This window comes from Pseudomonas sp. Lb2C2 (assembly GCF_052112205.1).
Classification (GTDB): Bacteria; Pseudomonadota; Gammaproteobacteria; order Pseudomonadales; family Pseudomonadaceae; genus Aquipseudomonas; species Aquipseudomonas kilonensis.
The window spans coordinates 553,947-573,205 of the sequence record NZ_JAUTYW010000005.1 but is presented as its reverse complement, the minus strand read 5'-3'; the positions used below and the strand labels follow the sequence as shown (position 1 = coordinate 573,205).

Here is a 19,259-nt window from a genome sequence, read left to right as displayed (position 1 = left end):
AGCTTTTAAATGATTGAAGTAAATCAGCGTTTATCCAGTCTTGGTGGCTAACCATACTGGAAAAAACCCACTCAATGGAGCTTGATGCCATGACCGCTGCCTGCCTGATGACCACTTATCAACCCCTGGCGCTGAGTTTCACCCATGGCTTGGGGACGCGTCTGTGGGACCAGGACGGCCGCGAATACCTCGATGCGGTGGCGGGCGTGGCGGTGACCAATGTCGGCCACTCCCACCCGCGGTTGGTGGCCGCCATCAGCGAGCAGGCCGGCCTGCTGTTGCACACGTCCAACCTGTACAGAATCGATTGGCAGCAACGCCTGGCGCAAAAGCTCACTCAGCTGTCGGGGCTGGAGCGGGCGTTTTTCAACAACTCAGGCGCCGAGGCCAACGAAACCGCACTGAAACTGGCACGCCTCTATGGTTGGCACAAGGGCATCGAGCAGCCGTTGGTGGTGGTCATGGACAATGCGTTCCACGGGCGCACATTGGGCACGATGTGCGCCAGTGACGGTCCGTCCGTGCGGCTGGGCTACAACCGCTTGCCGGGTGATTTCATCAAGGTGCCGTTCGGCGATCTCGCGGCGTTGGAAGCGATCCAGCAGGCTCATGCCGAGCGCATCGTCGCGGTACTGGTGGAGCCGATCCAGGGCGAGAGCGGTGTGCAAATCGCCCCGCCGGGTTACCTCAAGGCCTTGCGGCAGTTGTGCAGCCGGCGCGCCTGGCTGTTGATGCTCGACGAGATTCAGACCGGTATCGGTCGTACCGGCCAATGGTTCGCGTTCCAGCACGAGGGCATCGTGCCGGACGTCATGACCCTCGCCAAAGGCCTGGGCAACGGCGTGCCCATTGGGGCCTGCCTGGCACGGGGCAAGGCTGCCGAGCTGTTTACCCCTGGCAGCCATGGCAGCACCTTTGGCGGTAATCCGCTGGCCTGTCGGGTCGGTTGCACGGTGCTGGAGATCATTGAGCAACAAGCGCTGGTGGACAATGCCAGGCATCAGGGCGAACAGTTGCTGAACCGGCTGCGGGCCGAGTTGGCGGACAATCCGAATGTCTTGGCGATTCGCGGCCAGGGCTTGATGATCGGCATCGAACTCAAGCAACCGGTCCGCGACCTGGCCCTTTGCGCCGCCCGGGATCACGGCCTGCTGATCAATATCACTCGGGGCCAGACCATCCGCCTGCTGCCGCCGTTGACGATCGATGGGCGGGAAGTGGAGATGATTGTCCGGGGCGTGAGTCGCTGTCTGGCGCAGGGGTGAGGGGCGTTCGCCCGGATGCCGTTTTTTATCGGTCAGTTGGGCGAAGCGCAACGCAGCGCGACGGAATTTTTAACGATTGCCGTGTTCCAACGCCTGCCAGAGTCGATTGCCTACACTTTGGCATTCAGACTGAAAACCCAGGAGCATCTTCATGTTCACCTCGCGTCGCTTGATCGTTGTCGCAACTGCCGTGGCCCTGTTGTCCGGCTGTGCGTCGCCTAACCCCTATGACAACCAGGGCCAGGCCTCTACCGAATCGTCGGGCATGAGCAAAACCGCCAAGTACGGCGGCCTCGGTGCACTGGCGGGGGCGTTGGCTGGTGCGGCCATCGGTCACGATAACCGTGGCAAGGGTGCGTTGATCGGTGCAGCGGTAGTGGGGGCTTCCGCGGCCGGTTACGGCTACTACGCCGACCAGCAGGAAAAGAAGCTGCGCGCGAGCATGGCCAATACCGGCGTTGAAGTGCAGCGTCAGGGCGACCAGATCAAGCTGATCATGCCGGGCAACATCACCTTCGCCACCGACTCGGCGAACATCGCCTCCAGCTTCTACCAGCCGCTGAACAACCTGGCCAACTCCCTCAAGGAGTTCAACCAGAACCAGATCGAAATCGTCGGCTACACCGACAGCACCGGCAGCCGCCAGCACAACATGGACCTGTCCCAGCGTCGTGCGCAGAGCGTGGCGACCTACCTGACATCCCAGGGCGTGAGCGGTGCCAATCTCTCGGCCCGTGGCGCCGGCCCGGACAACCCGGTGGCCAGCAACGCCGACGTCAATGGTCGTGCGCAAAACCGTCGTGTCGAGGTCAACCTCAAGGCCATTCCCGGCCAGCAGTACCAGCAGGCACCGCAGCAGGGTCAGACTTACCAGCAGTACCCATAACGGCTGGGCGGTAAATGAAACGGGGGCTCTGGAAACAGGGCCCCCGTTTTTTTTGTGGTTGTCAGTTTCTATCCGCCTGATGCCGCCCTTTGTGGTGAGGGAATTTGTGGGAGCAAAGCTTGCTCGCGAAACAGGCGCCTCGATTTTCTGAAAGACCGCATCGCCTTCATCGCGGGCAAGCCTTGCTCCCACAAGTCTCCTCGCCACAAAGGTGTTCACATGGCGGTCAATTCGCCTCTTTCACCGCACTGAGAAACGCACACGTACGCTCCTGCTGCGGATGCTCGAAGATCTGCGCCGGGGTGCCCTGTTCGTGGATCTGCCCTTTGTAGAAGAAGCACACCCGGTCGGCGAACTCCCGGGCGAAACCCATCTGGTGGGTCACCATCAGCATCGTCAGGTTGTGTTCGGCCCCCAGTTTGCGGATCACGTTCAGCACCTCGCCGCACAGCTCCGGGTCGAGCGCCGAGGTCACTTCGTCAAACAGCATCACCTTGGGCCGCATCGCCAGGGCCCGGGCTATCGCCACCCGCTGTTGCTGGCCGCCGGACAACTGCGACGGGTAATGGTCGAGCTTGTTGCCCAGCCCCACCAGTTCCAGCAGGTCGGCGGCGCGCTCCCGGGCTTCTTTCGGGTTCATGCCCAGCACCTGCACCGGCGCTTCGATCACGTTCTGCAGCGCGGTCATGTGGGGGAACAGGTTGAAACTCTGGAACACCATGCCGATCTTGCCGCGCACCCGGCGGATGTGTCGGTCGTTGGCCGGCACCAGCACGCCGTTGCGGTTGGGCATGTGGGTCAGGGAATCGTCCTCGACGCGAATCTGGCCCTGGTCGATGCCTTCCAGGGTCATCAACACCCGCAGCAGCGTGGACTTGCCCGAGCCGCTGGGGCCGATGATCGCGACCTTTTCACCGGGGGCGACATCCAGGTTCAGATGGTCGAGCACCGTGAAACTGCCATAGCTTTTGGTCACGTCCTGGAAACTCACAATCGGCCGGGACGGTGTCGGAATCTGCATGGCCGGGGCCTCCTGCTGCGACGCCAGCGTGCTGCGCCGGGACAAATCGGTGGGCGTGGACAGGGGTAAAGTCATTAGCGTAGCTCCATGCGCGTTTCAAGGCGCCGTACCAGATAAGCCAGGGCAAGGCTCAGGGCGAGGAAGAACAGGCCGACCATGGTGATCGGTTCCAGATAACGAAAGTTCTCGGAACCGATGTTCTTGGCCTGCTGCATGATTTCCACCACGGTGATCGCCGACAGCACCGGCGTGTCCTTGAGCATTGCCACCAGGTAGTTGCCCAGGGGCGGTACGATCGGACGCAGCGCCTGGGGCAGGATGATGTTGCGATAGGCGTCGTACGGCGCGATGTTCAACGCCGTCACCGCTTCCCACTGCGCCCGCGGCACCGCGTCGAGACCACTGCGATAGACCTCGGCGATGTAGCAGGCGTAGTGCAGGCCGATGCCGAGGATGCCGACTTGCATGGCTGTCAGGCTCAAGCCGTAGTTGGGCAGTACGTAGTAGAGGAAATACACCTGGATCAGCAGCGGTGTGCTGCGGATGAACTCGATCACCGCCGTGGCCGGCCACGACAGCCAGAATTTGCGACTGCGCCGGCCAATCGCCAGGAACAGCCCCAGGACAATCGCGATCAGGAAGCCGATCAGGGTAATGCCCACGGTGTTGAGCGATGCCCGCAGCAGGTCCGGCAGGATTTGTGCGGCGTAGGACCAATCGAACAGCGTCATGACAGACCTCCACGCATCCGGCCCCGGCTCAGTCGTCGTTCGACGTGGCGCATGCCGAAGTTGATGGCCTGGGCGAGGATGAAATACATCACCAGGGCCAGGCTGAAGATCTCCAGGGTCTGGAAGGTCGCCTGATCCAACTGCCGCGCCCGGAAGCTCAGGTCCGACAAGGTGATCAGCGACACCAGCGAGGTGTTCTTCAGCAGCTCGATCAACAGGTTGGTGCCCGGTGGGATTGCCGCCAGCAACGCCTGCGGCAGGATGATCCGCTTGAAGCGGGTGAAGCCGCTGAAATTCAACGCCGTGCAGGCTTCGTATTGGCCCTTGGCGACTGAACTGATGGCGCCGCGCATCACCTCGGCCCCGTAAGCGCCTATGTGCAGGCCCAGGCCGACAATCGCAACGGCGTATGGACTCAGCTCAACGTTGAAGGGGGGCAGCGGCAGCACGAAGAACAGCCAGAACAACTGCACCAGCAGCGAGGTGCCACGGAACACTTCGATGTAGGTGATGGAAAACCAGCGCAACGCTCGCCACGGCGAGAGTCGCCCGAGGGCTGCCAGCACCGCCGCGACGATGGCCAGCAGCGAGCCGAAGAAGGTCACCTGGAGCGTGACCCAGGCCCCTTGTATCAATAACGGAAGTAATTCGCCCATGGTTCAACCCAATGTCCGGTGAAGCAGGGAACAGGCATCACGCACCGCGCGTCATGCCCGTTTCGGCACGCCAGTTGTTGGCGACTACTGAGCGCAGAGCTCGGCTGCGGTCTTGCTGGTTACGTTGGATTTGTCGAACCCGAATGGCGCAACCGTCTTGAGATGCTCTTCGGAGCCCAGCCACTTTTTCAACTCGGCATTGACCGCATCGCGCAAGTCTTTGTCTTCGGGGCGGAAGGCCAGGGCGCCATAGCCGATGTGGGACGGGTCGTCCTTGAATTCGGTCATTGCCTCCACCTTGTCGCCACCCTTGCTGGCCAGGCCTTTCATGGTCAGTTGGGTGCCGACGGCAGCGTCCGCGCGTCCGGCACGCACGGCTTGCAATTGCGCGGTGGTGTCGGGGACCTGGAGGATCTGGTCGTCCTTGACCCCGGAATCGCGGGCATAAGCCAGGTTCACCGTGCCGGCCATGATTGCCAGTTTCACATCCGGTTGCTTGGCGATGTCTTCATAGCTGTGGAGTTTTTTCGGGTTGCCCTTGGCCACGAGCAAGGCATCGGGCAACTGGTACTGCGGATCGGTGAACAACACTTGCTTGCAGCGCGCCGGGGTGATGTACATGCCGGCGGCGATCACGTCGAAACGACCTGCGCGCAGGCCTGGAATCAATGAGCCCCATTCGGTGAGCACGCCATTGACTTGCTTGATGCCCATCTTGGCGAAGATGATCTTGGCAATCTCCGGCGACTCACCGGTGACGGTGCCGTCGGTTTCGGTGAAGGCAAACGGGGTTTCGTTGGCGTAGCCGATCCGGATGCTGCTGGTGCTTTTGATGGTGTCCAGGGTGGCCGCTTGAACGCCGCCGGCCAGGCCCAGTACGGCACAGGTCAACAAGAGCCGACGCAAGGGCGCGCAGGTGCGGGGAAGAAAATTGCTCATCGATAAAATCTCCTGTTTCTTGTGGATCCGTCGTTTGACGGCTCTGTGGTAGGAGGCAGTGTTACAAGAGCAAAGCGTACAGCGGCGGATCCGGGCGTGGCCTGGAATCGGGAACGGTGCCGGTACAGGTCGATCCGGCTTTTTGTCAGGGCGATGAGCCCGCCTGGGTGACGACCTTGGACCGAGCATACAAAAGCCCCGGCATCGATTGCATTGCACTAGGACAATTGCTTTGCCGCGATGGCCGCGCAATGCTGTGCGCACCCCTACACACGCCGGTTGCAGCTGTTATGGATAAGTGGAAGTCAGCCTTGGACCTCGCCCGCAGTGGTGAATCCAAATACAAGATTCTGGTGCAGGCCATCGCCGACGATATCGAGCAGGGCAGCCTGGCCAATGACCAGCGCCTGCCGCCGCAACGGCAGGTGGCCGACGCCATGGGCATCAGCGTGCAGACCGTCACCAACGCCTATAAGGAGTTGGAGCGCCAGGGACTGGTGCGCTGCGAGGTCGGGCGTGGCAGTTTTGTCTCGCGGCGCATGAGCGACCGGGTGGCGACGTACATTCTCGACAGCCCCGAGCGGGCGCTGGTGGATTTTTCCATCACCCGCATCCTGCACACCCGCGAGCATGATCAGGCCTGGCGTGATACCTGCGCGGCGCTGAGCACTGAAGAAGACCAGCCGTGGATTCATGCGTTTCGCCCCATCGCCGGTTTCGAATCCCATCGCGAAGCGGCGGCGCAGTGGATCGGTCGGCAAGGGCTGAAAGTCGACCGTAACGATGTGCTGATCACCAACGGCGCGGCCCACGGGATTTTCCTGGCCCTCGCTTCGCTGGCGGGCCCCGACGACGTGGTGCTCTGCGAAGGCTTGACCGACCACGGCGTGATCGGCAATTCCCAGGTGCTGGGCTTCACCCTCAAGGGCCTGGAGATGGACCGCTATGGCATCGACCCCGAACATTTCGAAGACATGTGCAGCAACGAGCGCATCACGGCGCTGGTGTGCACACCGAACCTGAACAACCCCACCACCAGCCTGATGCCCGACGCGCGTCGGCGGGAAATCGCCGAGATCGCCCGACGCTTCGGGGTGCACATTATCGAGGACGATGTGTACGGCCCGCTGCTGGACGAGCGCCGGGCGCCGCCCATCAGCCATTACCTGCCGGAGCTGTCGTTCTATTGCACGAGCATGACCAAGTCGGTCCTCACGGGCTTGCGTACCGGCTACCTGGTGGTGCCCAAGCGCCTGGCCTTGCGCACCGAGAGCATCCTGCGGGTCAACAGTTGGATGGCCACGCCCATGGTCTCGGAGATCGCCACCCGCTGGATTCGTGATGGCCGTGCCGAGTCGCTGCTGCAGTTGCAACGCCAACTGCTGGCCGGGCGCCAGGCGATGGTCACCGAGTACATGGGCGAGCATCTGCTGGGCCAGCACCCTCATGCCTTGAATGCCTGGATCGGGATTCCATCCCATTGGGAAGTGGACAGCCTGGTGCGGGCGCTGCGGCACAAGCACATCGCCGTGACCTCGCCCGACCCTTTCACCGTCCGCGGCACCCCCAGGCCCCGCGCGGTGCGGGTCTGCGTCGGCGCCGAATGCAGCGACGAAGAAATGCGCCATGCGCTGATCGGCATGCGGCAGATCTTCAATCAGTACCCGCAGATTCATGATTTCTGATGCACCACACCATTCCCTGTGGGAGCGAGCTTGCTCGCGATAGCGGTGCGGCAGTCAGCAAAGATGTTGAATGTGAGGGCCCCATCGCGAGCAAGCTCGCTCCCACAAGGGATTTGTGGTGACTTTGGAACTTCATCACTAAATTGCCCTAGTACATTCATCACCACAATCCAGCCCTCTTAGACTGCGCCCAACACATCCGCTCGGGACGCAGTCATGACAGGGTTGCAGCTTCAGGACATTTACCTCGCTCGCCAGCGCATCGAGTCGCAGGTGCGGCGTACGCCCATGGAGCATTCCCCGAGTTTGTCGCGGTTGATGGGCGTGGCGGTGTACCTCAAGCTTGAGGCCCTGCAAATCACCGGCAGCTTCAAGCTACGCGGGGCGAGCAATGCCGTCGCGCAACTCAGTCCCGAGCAAAAGGCCCGGGGCGTGGTCACCGCGTCGACCGGTAATCATGGCCGAGCGCTGGCCCATGCCGCGTCACAGCAGGGCGTCAGGGCGATTGTCTGCCTGTCGCATCTGGTGCCGGCCAACAAGGTGCAGGCGATTCGCGACCTCGGCGCTGAGGTGTGCATCGTCGGCCAGTCCCAGGACGATGCCCAGCGCGAGGCCGAGCGCATCGCCCGGGAGCAGGGCGCGACCTTTTTGCCGCCCTTCGATCACCCGGCGATCATCGCCGGGCAGGGCACCCTCGGCCTGGAGATCCTCGAGCAGCAACCGGAGGTGGCCCAGGTCCTGGTGCCGTTGTCCGGTGGCGGCCTGTTCGCCGGAGTTGCCCTGGCCCTCAAAAGTGCCAATCCAGCGATTCAAGTCCACGGCATCAGCATGGCCCGCGGTGCCGCGATGCACGCCAGCCTCGCCGCCGGGAAGCCCGTGGACATCGAAGAACTGCCGACGCTGGCCGACTCCCTCGGTGGCGGCATCGGCCTGGACAACCGCTACACCTTCGCCATGACCCGGCAACTGAGCGACGACGTACACCTGCTTTCGGAAGTCTCTATCGCCAATGCCATCCGCCACGCCTATCACCACGAACGCCTGGTGCTCGAAGGCGCTGCCGTGGTGGGCATCGCGGCGCTGCTCGACGGCCTGGTCGAGCCGCGCGGCCCCATTGTCCTGGTGGTCAGCGGGCGCAACGTCGACACCGCACACCATGCCCGCGTGATCGCTGGCGCCAACGCCTGATAATCCCTAACGGAGCCTGTCATGAGTGAAGTCACCCTATTGAGCGAAGCCGACCTGCGCAGTTGCGTGGCCCTCGATCTGGCCAGCATCGACGCCATCGAACAGGCCTTCGTACTGCTGGCCACCGCCGCCGTGGCGATGCCGCCGATCCTGCGGTTGGACATTCCCGAGTACAACGGTGAAGTGGATGTGAAGACCGCTTACCTGCCGGGCCTGGAGCGCTTCGCCATCAAGGTCAGCCCGGGTTTTTTCGATAACCCCAAGCTTGGCCTGCCCAGTCTCAACGGCATGATGATGCTGCTCTCGGCACGCACCGGCCTGCTGGAAGCCCTGCTGCTGGACAACGGTTACCTCACCGCCGTGCGCACCGCTGCGGCGGGGGCGGTGGCAGCGCGTTGCCTGTCTCGCGAGGAGAGCCGCAGCGTCGCGCTGATCGGTGCCGGCGAGCAGGCGGCGTTGCAACTTCAGGCACTGCGCCTGGTGCGGCCCATCGACGAGGTGCGGGTCTGGGCGCGCGATGCGCAAAAGGCCAAGGCGTTCAGTCAGGAGCTGGCGCGTGACACCGGGCTTGCCGTCACGCCATGCGCCTCCCTTGACGATGCCCTGGAAGGCGTGGATATCGCCATCACCTGCACACCCAGTCGCGAGCCGTTGATCCAAGCCCGCCATTTGCATCCTGGCCTGCACATCACGGCGATGGGCTCGGATGCGGAACACAAGAATGAAATTTCCCCGCAAGCCCTGGCGGCCGTCGACTGCTATGTCGCCGATCGCCTGAGCCAGACCCGCGTGCTCGGCGAGCTGCACCACGCCCTGGTGGCCGGCACCGTTCGCGATGAACTGGCGTTGACGGAGTTGGGTCAGGTGTTGTCGGGGCAGCGGCTGGGGCGTTCCGATGCGACGCAAGTGACGCTTTGCGACCTGACCGGCACCGGCGCCCAGGACACCGCCATCGCCAACCTGGCGTTCGAGCGGGCACGGGCGGCGGGCAAGGGGTTTGCGTTCGGCCGCTAGATCATTTTTCGCACAAGTCATTGAACAGAGGGCAGGTGGATGTCTGAGATCGTCGTCAATCTTCCGTTTCAGCGGGAGGAATACACCCAACGCCTGGCGAAGGTTCGCGCGGCCATGCAGGCCCAGGGCCTGGAGCTGCTGCTGGTCACCGATCCGTCGAACATGGCCTGGCTCACCGGCTATGACGGGTGGTCGTTCTACGTGCACCAGTGCGTGCTGCTGGCGCTCGAGGGCGAGCCCGTGTGGTTCGGTCGCGGCCAGGACGCCAACGGTGCCAAACGCACGGTGTTCATGCAGGCCGATAATATCGTCGGTTACCCGGACATCTACGTGCAGTCCCGCGAGCGCCACCCCATGGACTACCTGTCCCGGGAGGTGATCATCGCCCGTGGCTGGGGCGCGCTGACCATCGGCGTGGAGATGGACAACTATTACTTCAGCGCCGCTGCGTACCTGTCGCTGCAAAAGCATTTGCCCCAGGCAAGACTGGTTGACGCGGTGGGCCTGGTGAACTGGCAGCGAGCGGTCAAGTCGCCCCAGGAAATCGCCTACATGCGCATCGCCGCGCGCATCGTCGAGAACATGCACAGCCGGATCCTGGAACGCATCGAACCGGGCATGCGCAAGAACGAACTGGTGGCCGAGATCTACAGCAGCGGCATCCTCGGTGCCGACGGCCATGGCGGCGACTACCCGGCCATCGTGCCGCTGTTGCCCACCGGGGCCGACGCCAGTGCGCCGCACCTGACCTGGGATGATTCACCCTTCGAAAAGGGCGCCGGCACCTTCTTTGAAATCGCCGGTTGCTACAAGCGTTACCACTGCCCGTTGTCGCGCACCATTTACCTGGGCAAGCCGCCGCAACATTTCCTCGATGGCGAAAAAGCCGTGGTCGAGGGCATCGCCGCCGGCCTGGACGCAGCTAAGCCGGGCAACACCACCGGCGACATCGCCGTGGCGTTTTTCAAGGTGCTGGAGAAATTCGGCATTCACAAGGACAGCCGTTGCGGCTACCCCATCGGGATCAGTTATCCGCCGGATTGGGGCGAGCGCACCATGAGCCTGCGTCCTGGCGACAACAGCGTGTTGCAGCCGGGCATGACCTTCCACTTCATGCCGGGGCTGTGGATGGACGATTGGGGCCTGGAAATCACCGAGAGCATCCTGATCACCGAGACCGGCGTCGAGACGCTGTGCGACGTGCCTCGTCAATTGTTCGTGAAGGATTGAGCCATGCCCGATCTGCCCAATAATCCCATCAGCGCCACGGTTGACTTCACCCGCGAGGGCGTGCAGCACGGCTTTCTCAAACTGCCGTATTCGCGGGACGATTCGGCCTGGGGCGCGGTGATGATTCCCATCACGGTCATCCAGCGCGGCATCGGTCCGACGGCGCTGCTCAGCGGTGGCAATCACGGCGATGAATACGAAGGCCCAGTAGCCCTGAGCAAACTGGCGCAGCAACTGACGGCTGAAGACGTGAGCGGGCGGGTGATCATCGTGCCGTTCATGAACACCCCGGCCTTCCACGCCGGACGCCGGACTTCGCCCATCGACAAGGGCAACCTGAACCGCAGTTTTCCCGGCAGGCCGGACGGCACCGTTACCGAGAAAATCGCCGACTATTTCAATCGCACTCTGCTGCCCTTGGCTGACATTGTCCTGGACATTCATTCCGGCGGGCGGACCCTGGATTTCCTGCCGTTTGCCGCTTGCCACGTATTGCCGGACAAACAGCAGCAAGCGCGCTGCGAGGCCGGGATGCTGGCGTTCAACGCGCCGTATTGCATGCGCATGCTGGAGCTGGACGCCGGGGCGATGTACGACACGGCGGCCGAATCCCAAGGCAAGGTGTTCGTCACCACCGAACTGGGCGGCGGCGGTTCGTCGACCGCCCGCAGCGTGGCGATTGCCGAGCGTGGGGTGCGCAACCTGTTGATCCACGCTGGCATCCTGCGGGGCACGATCGAGTTGCAGCCCTCGCTGGTGCTCGACATGCCGGACGCCAGTTGTTTCATCGCCAGCGAACACGACGGCTTGCTGGAAATGTGCCGCGACCTGGGGGAACACGTGACCCGGGGCGAAGTGGTGGCGCGCATCTACGACGCCACTCGCAGCGGCGTCGCCCCGGTCGAATACCGCGCCGCACGCAGCGGCCTGCTGGCGGCCCGGCACTTTCCCGGGTTGGTGCAGTGTGGCGATACCTTGGCGGTGATTGCGGATGTGTTGGCTTGATACCGCCCCTCAACTGACACACCACCCTGTGGCGAGGGAGCTTGCTCCCGCTCGGCTGCGAAGCAGTCGTCGCTTTTGGCTTGCGCCAATACGGAACCGAGATTGGGGCCGCTGCGCGGCCCAGCGGGAGCAAGCTCCCTCGCCACAGGAAGCGGTGTGATATCTGAATTGCCTGGAGAGCCCCGGCCCATGCACAAGCTCGATCGCTACGACCTCAAAATCCTGCAGATCCTCGCCGAGGACGGGCGGATGACCAAGTCGAGCCTGGCCGAGGCCATCAACCTGTCGGTGACCCCGGCCTGGGAGCGGGTGCGCAAGCTCGAAGCGGCGGGCCTGATCATCGGCTATCGGGCGCAGATCGATTGGGGCGCTGTGTTCAAGCGTCAGCAGGTGCTGGTGGAAATCACCCTGGCCCGGCACACCGCCCAGGACATGCGCCGTTTCGAGCAGCGCATGATCGCCGCGCCAGAAGTGGCGTTCTGTTACGCCACCGGCGGCGGTGTGGATTACCTGGCGATGATCCAGGCGCCGGACGTCGATGCCTACCAGCGTTTCGTCGACCAGCTGCTGCTGGAAGACCTCGGTATCGAACGCTACTTCACCTACATCGTTACCAAGACCATCAAGACCGCCGGTGCCTTGCCGGCGGAGCTGGCCGAACCATCCTGAGCACCGCAGAAAACCCGGTTTGCCGCCCTCGATTCAGAAAAAAACCAGGGTTTGACCCACGGTAAACCCCCAATTTCCCAAGCATCGCTGCCCTAGCATGGATTCACGCACACGCTCTGGAGTGAACGTCATGCCTTACCAACATCCGCTGCTGTTCAAAGCGCTTTGCTACATCGACGGCCATTGGGTCCACAGCGACAGCGGCCACAGTGTGGCCGTGCATAACCCGGCCACCCGCACCGTCATCGGCCATGTGCCGATGCTGGATCAGCCGCAGATCGTCGCGGCGGTGGACGCTGCGCATCGCGCCTTCCCGGCGTGGCGCGAGCAGAGCCTGGAGACTCGCGGCGCGATCCTGCGGCGCTGGGCGGCGTTGATTACCGAACACAGCGAAGACCTCGCGCGCATTCTCAGCCTGGAACAGGGCAAGCCGTTGGCCGAGTCCCGTGGCGAAATCGCCTACGCTGCCAGCTTCATCCCGTGGTTTGCCGAGGAAGCCCGGCGCCTGTACGGTCAGAACATTCCCAGCCATATCCCGAATGCACACCTGGGTACGATCAAGGAACCAGTGGGCGTCTGCGCGCTGCTCACGCCGTGGAATTTCCCGTCGGCGATGATCACCCGCAAGGCCGCCGCTGCCCTGGCCGCCGGTTGCAGCGTGGTGATCAAACCGGCCCACGAAACGCCTTACTCGGCCTTGGCCCTGGCGCAACTGGCCGAAGAGGCAGGCTTTCCTGCCGGGGTGTTCAACGTGGTATTGGGCGAGCCGCAAATGGCCATGGAAACCCTGGTCAAGGATCGTCGCGTACGCTCGGTGAGCTTCACCGGCTCGACCCGGGTCGGCAAATTGGTGCTGCAAGCGGCGGCCCATGACGTGAAGAAAGTCGCGCTGGAGTTGGGCGGCAACGCACCGTTCATTGTCTGCGCCGATGCCGACCTGGCCTTGGCGGTGAAAGTCGCCGTGGAGGCGAAATTCCAGACCTCGGGCCAGGACTGTTGTGCTGCTAACCGGATCATGGTCCAGCGCCCTGTTTACCAGGCGTTTCTCAGTCGTTTCGCCGCCGCGGTGCGCGCCTTGCGCGTCGGGCCGGCCATGGTCGATCAACAGGAGCAGGACGTGGAGGTCGGGCCGTTGATGCATCAGGCGGCATTCGATGCGACCGCTGACCGTGTCGCCGATGCCCTGGCCCTTGGCGCTCAACGCTTGGTGGGCGGTGAGGCCCATGCCTTGGGCGGATTGTTTTATCAGCCCACGGTGCTGGCCGACGTCACGCCGCAGATGCGCATCTACCGTGAAGAAAACTTCGCGCCCATTGCCGGGGTGATGCCGTTCGACACCCTGGACGAAGCCATCGAAATGGCCAACGACACCGAGTATGGGTTGGCGGCCTATATTTGTTCCAACCGCCTGGACCTCATTTATCCGCTGATCCGCCGTCTCGATCACGCCATGGTCGCGGTCAACGGCGTCAAGTTCACCGGCCACCCGATTCCCTTCGGTGGCATGAAAGCCTCGGGCCTCGGTCGCGAGGGTGGCAGCGAGGGCTTCGAGCCCTTTGTCGAAACCAAATATTTTTGCCTGCACCATCAAGGCCAGTTCCCAGGAGAGCCCGCATGAGCCAAGAACTCAACACGCTGTTCGAACAAGACCGTGCGCATTTCATGCACCCCTCGACCCACGCCCACGACCACGCCAGTGGCGCGCTCAAGGGCCGGATCATCAAGAGTGCGTCAGGCATTCGCATTCGCGACCATGAAGGCCGTGAGTTCATCGATGCCTTTGCCGGCCTCTACTGCGTGAACATCGGTTATGGGCGCACCGAGGTGGCCGACGCCATCTATAAACAGGCCAAGGAACTGGCCTACTACCACACCTACGTCGGCCATTCGAGCGAGGCGATCATCGAGCTGTCCAGCCGCATCATGGACTGGGCGCCGGAAGGGATGAAGAAGGTCTATTACGGTTTGTCCGGCTCCGATGCCAACGAAACCCAGGTCAAGCTGGTGCGCTACTACAACAACGTATTGGGCCGGCCGCTGAAGAAGAAAATCATTTCACGGGACCGTGGCTACCATGGCTCGGGCATCATGACCGGAAGCCTCACGGGGCTTGCGACCTTTCACCAGCATTTCGACCTGCCGGTGGAAGGGGTCAAGCACACGGTGTGTCCGCACTGGTATCGCAAGGCCCCGGCGGGCATGGATGAAGCGGCCTTCGTGCGCTATTGCGCCGATGAATTGGAAAAAATGATCCTCGCCGAAGGCCCGGACACCGTGGCGGCGTTCATTGGCGAGCCGTTGATGGGCACCGGGGGCATCATCGTTCCGCCCGCCGGTTATTGGGATGCGATCCAGGCCGTGCTGAAAAAATACGACGTGCTGCTGATTGCCGATGAAGTGGTCTGCGCGTTCGGCCGCCTGGGTTCGAAGATGGGCAGCCAGCGTTACGGCATGAAGCCGGACCTGATCACCACCGCCAAAGGCCTGACCAGTGCCTATGCACCCTTGTCGGCAGTGATCATCGGGGAAAAGGTCTGGAGCGTGATTGAAAAAGCCTCCCAGGCCGAAGGCGCCATGGGCCATGGCTGGACCTATTCCGGGCACCCGATTTGCGCCGCGGCGGCACTGGCGAACCTCGACATTCTTGAACGGGAAAACCTCACGGCCAACGCCGAGGATGTGGGTGGCTACCTGAATCGTCGCCTGCGTGAAACCCTTGAAGGTCATCCGTTGGTGGGCGAGGTGCGTGGTGACGGCATGCTGGCGGCGGTGGAGTTCATGGCCGACCGTGAACAGCGCACGGCGTTCGACCCTGCACTCAAAGTCGGCCCGAAGGTCTCGGCCGCCTGCCTGGAACGCGGCATGATCGCCCGCGCCATGCCACACGGCGACATCCTGGGCTTCGCCCCACCATTGATCCTGACCCGCGAGGATGCGGACCTGATCGTCGACATCACCAAAGGGGCTATCGATCAGGTGGCGGGTGAAGTGTTGGCTTAAGCCTGCTTTAAATGTGGGAGCGAGCCTGCTCGCGATAGCGGTGTGTCTGAACCGGCGATGTTGGATGTGCTAGCGTCATCGCGAGCAAGCTCCCACAGGGGGGATTCTCCTGAGTCAATAAAAAGCCCGCCCGATCATGTGATCGGGCGGGCTTTTAGGTGTTGCCTGGCGATTACTTCTTCAAACCGTAATGCTCATCGAGCATGCCGGGTGAATTCGGGGCCTTGGGGGCGTAGTCCCGGGGCGGTTCCTGATCCTTTGGCGGGGTCAGGCGTTCCCGTGGCGTCTGTGCCGAATCGGCTTGCAGGGCGGCCAACAGGCGTTGGCGAGTCTGCTCGTCCAGGGCCAGGCGATTGGCACCCTCGGACAAGTGATCCTGGACTTCCTGGTAGCTCTGGGTGAGTTTTTTCACCAGGGACGCGGTGCTGTTGAAGTGGGTGACCACTTCATTCTGATAACTGTCGAAACGTTCCTGAATGTCGTCCAGCTGACGTTGCGTGCTGTTGGGCACCGCGTTGGGCAGCAGTCGGGCAAGCAGGAATCCAATGGCGACACCGGCAACCAGGGCAAGAGTCGGCAACAGCCAAACTAAGAGCGAGTGTTCCACGAGTCCTTCCTCTATAAACGGCTTTGCTTTACGTTAACGGCTCGGACCTGCGCTGTATACCGCGAAGAACATCGCAATCATGCCAGGCACAGACTTTAGCTAGACGAGTCGACCCAATTCGAGGTCACGGAGTTCTTTCCCTTGCTTATGCGCGAAACCCCTGTAGTCATCGATGGCCCTGTGGGCCAACTGGAAGCCTTGTACCTGGACAGCGAGGCTCCCCGTGGCCTGGCGCTGATCTGCCACCCGAACCCGGTGCAGGGCGGGACCATGCTCAACAAAGTGGTCTCGACCCTGCAACGCACTGCCCGCGATGCTGGCCTGGTTACGTTGCGTTTCAATTATCGTGGCGTGGGTGCCAGTGCCGGCACTCATGACATGGGCACCGGCGAAGTGGACGACGCCCAGGCTGTCGCCCAATGGCTGCGGGAAAAATACCCGCAATTGCCGCTGACCCTGTTCGGTTTTTCCTTCGGCGGTTTTGTCGCCGCCAGTCTGGGCGGGCGCCTGGAAGCCCAGGGCCAGCCGGTCAAGCACCTGTTCATGGTGGCCCCGGCGGTGATGCGCCTGGACGAGCAGTCGCCCTTGCCGATGAGCGGCGAGTTGACCGTGATCCAGCCGGAAACCGACGAAGTGGTCGATCCGCAGCTGGTTTACGAATGGTCCGACACGCTCCAACGCCCCCATGAGCTGCTGAAAGTGGCAGAATGCGGACACTTTTTTCATGGCAAGCTGACCGATCTCAAGGATCTGATCCTGCCGCGCCTCTCGAATTGACAGCAGTCTGACAAGCGATAACCCATGACGACGCGTACCCGTATCCTGACCGGCATCACCACCACCGGCACCCCGCACCTGGGCAACTATGCCGGCGCCATCCGTCCGGCGATCCTCGCCAGCCGCGACAGCAACGCCGATTCGTTCTACTTCCTGGCCGACTACCACGCCCTGATCAAGTGCGATAACCCGCTGCGTATCCAGCGTTCGCGCCTGGAAATCGCCGCCACGTGGCTGGCCGGCGGCCTGGATGTGGACCGCGTGACGTTCTATCGCCAGTCCGATATTCCCGAGATCCCGGAGCTGACCTGGCTGCTGACCTGCGTCGCCGCCAAGGGCCTGCTCAACCGTGCCCACGCCTACAAGGCGTCGGTGGACAAGAACGTCGAGGCCGGTGAAGACCCGGACGCCGGCATCACCATGGGGCTGTACAGCTACCCGGTGTTGATGGCCGCCGACATCCTGATGTTCAACGCCCACAAGGTGCCGGTCGGTCGCGACCAGATCCAGCACGTGGAAATGGCCCGCGACATCGGCCAGCGCTTCAACCACCTGTTCGGCCAGGGCAAGGAGTTCTTCACCATGCCCGAGGCGCTGATCGAGGAAAGCGTCGCCACGCTGCCGGGCCTCGATGGCCGCAAGATGTCCAAGAGCTACGACAACACCATCCCGTTGTTCAGCAGCGCCAAGGACATGAAGGACGCGATTTCGCGAATCGTTACCGACTCCCGTGCCCCGGGCGAAGCCAAGGATCCGGACAATTCGCACCTGTTCACCCTGTTCCAGGCCTTCGCCACTGCCGAACAGTCCGCGGAGTTCCGCAGCGAACTGCTGCAAGGCCTGGGTTGGGGCGAAGCCAAGAACCGTCTGTTCCAGTTGCTCGACAGCGAGCTGGGTGAAGCGCGTGAGCGTTATCACCAGTTCATCGAGCGTCCGTCGGACCTTGAAGACATCCTGCAACTGGGCGCGAAAAAAGCCCGGGCCGTGGCAACGCCGTTCCTCAACGAGCTGCGCGAGGCTGTTGGCCTGCGTTCGTTTGTCAGCCAGGTCCAGGTGGCCGCCAGCACCAAGAAGAAAGCCGCCAAGGCTGCACGCTTTGTCAGCTTCCGCGAAGACGACGGCAGTTTCCGCTTCCGACTGCTGTCCGCCGACGGCGAGCAATTGTTGCTGTCGCGCAACTTTGCCGATGGCAAGGCTGCCGGCCAGGTTACCAAGCAATTGCAAGCCGGCCAGCCGCTGGATGTACGAAGCGACGACCTGGGGTTCAGCGTTTGGCTCGACGGCGAGTGCGTGGCGAACAGCCCGGCTTTCGCCGACAGCGCCGCGCGGGATGCCGCCGTCGATGCGTTGCGCGTTGCCTTGACCCCTGCCCAGGACTGATCCCGGCACGTCACCCGACCATCGGCCCGAATAAGGGCCGATTGCCATTCCTCTGGGCCGTCGCTACAGTGACGGCCCGTTTTTGTTGCCTTGCTAACGAATATGACGCCCCTAGAACGATATCAAGCTGATCTGAAACGCCCGGAGTTCTTCCACGACGCAGCCCAGGAAACGGCGGTGCGGCATTTGCAGCGCCTGTACGACGACCTGGTCGCGGCGGCGAACAACAAGCCCGGCCTGTTGGGCAAACTGTTCGGCAAAAAAGACCAGGCTCCGGTCAAGGGCCTGTATTTCTGGGGCGGCGTGGGCCGTGGCAAGACCTACCTGGTGGACACCTTCTTCGAAGCGTTGCCGTTCAAGGAGAAGACACGGACGCACTTCCACCGCTTCATGAAGCGCGTGCACGAGGAAATGAAAACCCTGGGCGGCGAGAAGAACCCGCTGACCATCATCGCCAAGCGGTTCTCCGACGAGACCCGGGTGATCTGCTTCGATGAGTTCTTCGTTTCCGACATCACCGACGCCATGATCCTCGGCACCTTGATGGAAGAGCTGTTCAAGAACGGCGTGACCCTGGTCGCGACCTCGAACATCGTGCCGGACGGCCTGTACAAGGACGGCCTGCAGCGGGCGCGTTTCCTGCCGGCCATCGCGCTGATCAAAGAGCACACTGAAATCGTCAACGTCGACAGCGGCGTCGACTACCGCCTGCGTCACCTCGAACAAGCGGAGCTGTTCCACTTTCCACTGGATGCCGCTGCCCAAGAGAGCCTGCGCAAGAGCTTTCGCGCCCTGACGCCGGAATGCACCCAGGCCGTGGAAAATGATGTATTGGTCATCGAAAATCGCGAAATCCGCGCCGTGCGTACGTGCGATGACGTGGCCTGGTTCGACTTCCGCGAACTGTGCGACGGCCCACGCAGCCAGAACGACTACATCGAACTGGGCAAGATCTTCCACGCCGTGCTGCTGAGCAACGTCGAGCAGATGAGCGTCACCACCGACGACATCGCCCGTCGCTTCATCAATATGGTCGACGAGTTCTACGACCGTAACGTGAAGCTGATCATTTCGGCCGAAGTCGAACTCAAGGACCTCTACACCGGCGGTCGCTTGACCTTCGAATTCCAGCGGACCTTGAGTCGCTTGCTGGAAATGCAGTCCCACGAATTCCTGGCGCGGGCGCATAAGCCGTAGGGGATTCGA

General features: G+C 62.5%; 18 protein-coding genes. 13 read left to right on the top strand and 5 right to left on the bottom strand.

The window, feature by feature from the left end; translation table 11 throughout:
* Window positions 1-89 precede the first annotated feature (89 nt).
* Window positions 90-1,265: an aspartate aminotransferase family protein gene (locus Q7F16_RS18010; protein ID WP_041476134.1), complete on the top strand. Its 1,176-nt coding sequence runs from the start codon at window positions 90-92 to the stop codon at window positions 1,263-1,265.
* A gap of 151 nt (window positions 1,266-1,416) precedes the next feature.
* Complete coding sequence (locus tag Q7F16_RS18005) at window positions 1,417-2,151, top strand: OmpA family protein (RefSeq protein ID WP_014340097.1); 735 nt, start codon at window positions 1,417-1,419, stop codon at window positions 2,149-2,151.
* 226 nt (window positions 2,152-2,377) lie between these two features.
* On the opposite strand, the gene ehuA is transcribed toward Q7F16_RS18005, so the two are convergent.
* From ehuA to ehuB, 4 genes are all read right to left on the bottom strand, one after another.
* Window positions 2,378-3,247 carry an ectoine/hydroxyectoine ABC transporter ATP-binding protein EhuA gene (ehuA, locus tag Q7F16_RS18000; protein ID WP_014340096.1) on the bottom strand — a complete coding sequence of 290 codons (870 nt, stop codon included), beginning with the start codon at window positions 3,245-3,247 and terminating at the stop codon, window positions 2,378-2,380.
* Window positions 3,247-3,903 (bottom strand): ectoine/hydroxyectoine ABC transporter permease subunit EhuD, encoded by a 657-nt coding sequence (gene ehuD / locus Q7F16_RS17995; RefSeq protein WP_003205383.1) that lies wholly within the window; start codon window positions 3,901-3,903, stop codon window positions 3,247-3,249. The genes ehuA and ehuD overlap by 1 nt, the downstream gene beginning before the upstream one ends.
* The gene (gene ehuC, locus Q7F16_RS17990) at window positions 3,900-4,559 is read right to left on the bottom strand and encodes an ectoine/hydroxyectoine ABC transporter permease subunit EhuC (RefSeq protein ID WP_204127525.1); all 660 of its coding nucleotides are present in this window, start codon (window positions 4,557-4,559) and stop codon (window positions 3,900-3,902) included. Before ehuC ends, ehuD begins: the two co-directional genes overlap by 4 nt.
* Window positions 4,560-4,643: 84 nt before the next feature.
* The gene (ehuB, locus tag Q7F16_RS17985; RefSeq protein WP_014340094.1) at window positions 4,644-5,498 is read right to left on the bottom strand and encodes an ectoine/hydroxyectoine ABC transporter substrate-binding protein EhuB; all 855 of its coding nucleotides are present in this window, start codon (window positions 5,496-5,498) and stop codon (window positions 4,644-4,646) included.
* 290 nt (window positions 5,499-5,788) lie between these two features.
* Here ehuB and ehuR point away from each other — a divergent pair, with 290 nt between their 5' ends.
* The 8 genes from ehuR to Q7F16_RS17945 all read left to right on the top strand — a co-directional run bounded on the left by ehuR (window position 5,789) and on the right by Q7F16_RS17945 (window position 15,289).
* Complete coding sequence (ehuR, locus tag Q7F16_RS17980; protein ID WP_041476133.1) at window positions 5,789-7,183, top strand: MocR-like ectoine utilization transcription factor EhuR; 1,395 nt, start codon at window positions 5,789-5,791, stop codon at window positions 7,181-7,183.
* Window positions 7,184-7,399: 216 nt separating this feature from the next.
* Window positions 7,400-8,371: a hydroxyectoine utilization dehydratase EutB gene (gene eutB / locus Q7F16_RS17975; RefSeq protein WP_409556138.1), complete on the top strand. Its 972-nt coding sequence runs from the start codon at window positions 7,400-7,402 to the stop codon at window positions 8,369-8,371.
* 21 nt (window positions 8,372-8,392) lie between these two features.
* Window positions 8,393-9,385, top strand: a complete 993-nt coding sequence (locus Q7F16_RS17970; protein ID WP_079302586.1) for a cyclodeaminase — start codon at window positions 8,393-8,395, stop codon at window positions 9,383-9,385.
* A gap of 39 nt (window positions 9,386-9,424) precedes the next feature.
* The gene (gene doeA / locus Q7F16_RS17965; protein WP_409556137.1) at window positions 9,425-10,615 is read left to right on the top strand and encodes an ectoine hydrolase DoeA; all 1,191 of its coding nucleotides are present in this window, start codon (window positions 9,425-9,427) and stop codon (window positions 10,613-10,615) included.
* Between the two features lie 3 nt (window positions 10,616-10,618).
* Window positions 10,619-11,620, top strand: coding sequence for a N(2)-acetyl-L-2,4-diaminobutanoate deacetylase DoeB (gene doeB / locus Q7F16_RS17960; RefSeq protein ID WP_409556136.1), 1,002 nt, complete (start codon window positions 10,619-10,621; stop codon window positions 11,618-11,620).
* 189 nt (window positions 11,621-11,809) lie between these two features.
* Entirely contained in the window at window positions 11,810-12,289 is a 480-nt protein-coding gene (locus Q7F16_RS17955) for an Lrp/AsnC family transcriptional regulator (RefSeq protein WP_014340088.1), read from the top strand.
* Between the two features lie 130 nt (window positions 12,290-12,419).
* A complete protein-coding gene (locus Q7F16_RS17950) occupies window positions 12,420-13,907 on the top strand; it encodes an NAD-dependent succinate-semialdehyde dehydrogenase (protein WP_014340087.1) in 1,488 nt (495 codons plus the stop codon).
* Complete coding sequence (locus Q7F16_RS17945; protein WP_014340086.1) at window positions 13,904-15,289, top strand: aspartate aminotransferase family protein; 1,386 nt, start codon at window positions 13,904-13,906, stop codon at window positions 15,287-15,289. Before Q7F16_RS17950 ends, Q7F16_RS17945 begins: the two co-directional genes overlap by 4 nt.
* Window positions 15,290-15,461: 172 nt before the next feature.
* Here Q7F16_RS17945 and Q7F16_RS17940 read toward each other — a convergent pair whose 3' ends face one another.
* The gene (locus tag Q7F16_RS17940; RefSeq protein ID WP_014340085.1) at window positions 15,462-15,896 is read right to left on the bottom strand and encodes a YhcB family protein; all 435 of its coding nucleotides are present in this window, start codon (window positions 15,894-15,896) and stop codon (window positions 15,462-15,464) included.
* 147 nt (window positions 15,897-16,043) lie between these two features.
* Here Q7F16_RS17940 and Q7F16_RS17935 point away from each other — a divergent pair, with 147 nt between their 5' ends.
* The 3 genes from Q7F16_RS17935 to zapE all read left to right on the top strand — a co-directional run bounded on the left by Q7F16_RS17935 (window position 16,044) and on the right by zapE (window position 19,250).
* Window positions 16,044-16,673, top strand: a complete 630-nt coding sequence (locus Q7F16_RS17935; protein WP_014340084.1) for an alpha/beta hydrolase — start codon at window positions 16,044-16,046, stop codon at window positions 16,671-16,673.
* Between the two features lie 24 nt (window positions 16,674-16,697).
* The gene (locus Q7F16_RS17930) at window positions 16,698-18,053 is read left to right on the top strand and encodes a tryptophan--tRNA ligase (protein ID WP_014340083.1); all 1,356 of its coding nucleotides are present in this window, start codon (window positions 16,698-16,700) and stop codon (window positions 18,051-18,053) included.
* Between the two features lie 102 nt (window positions 18,054-18,155).
* Window positions 18,156-19,250, top strand: a complete 1,095-nt coding sequence (zapE, locus tag Q7F16_RS17925) for a cell division protein ZapE (RefSeq protein ID WP_041476132.1) — start codon at window positions 18,156-18,158, stop codon at window positions 19,248-19,250.
* The last annotated feature ends 9 nt before the right edge of the window (window positions 19,251-19,259 follow it).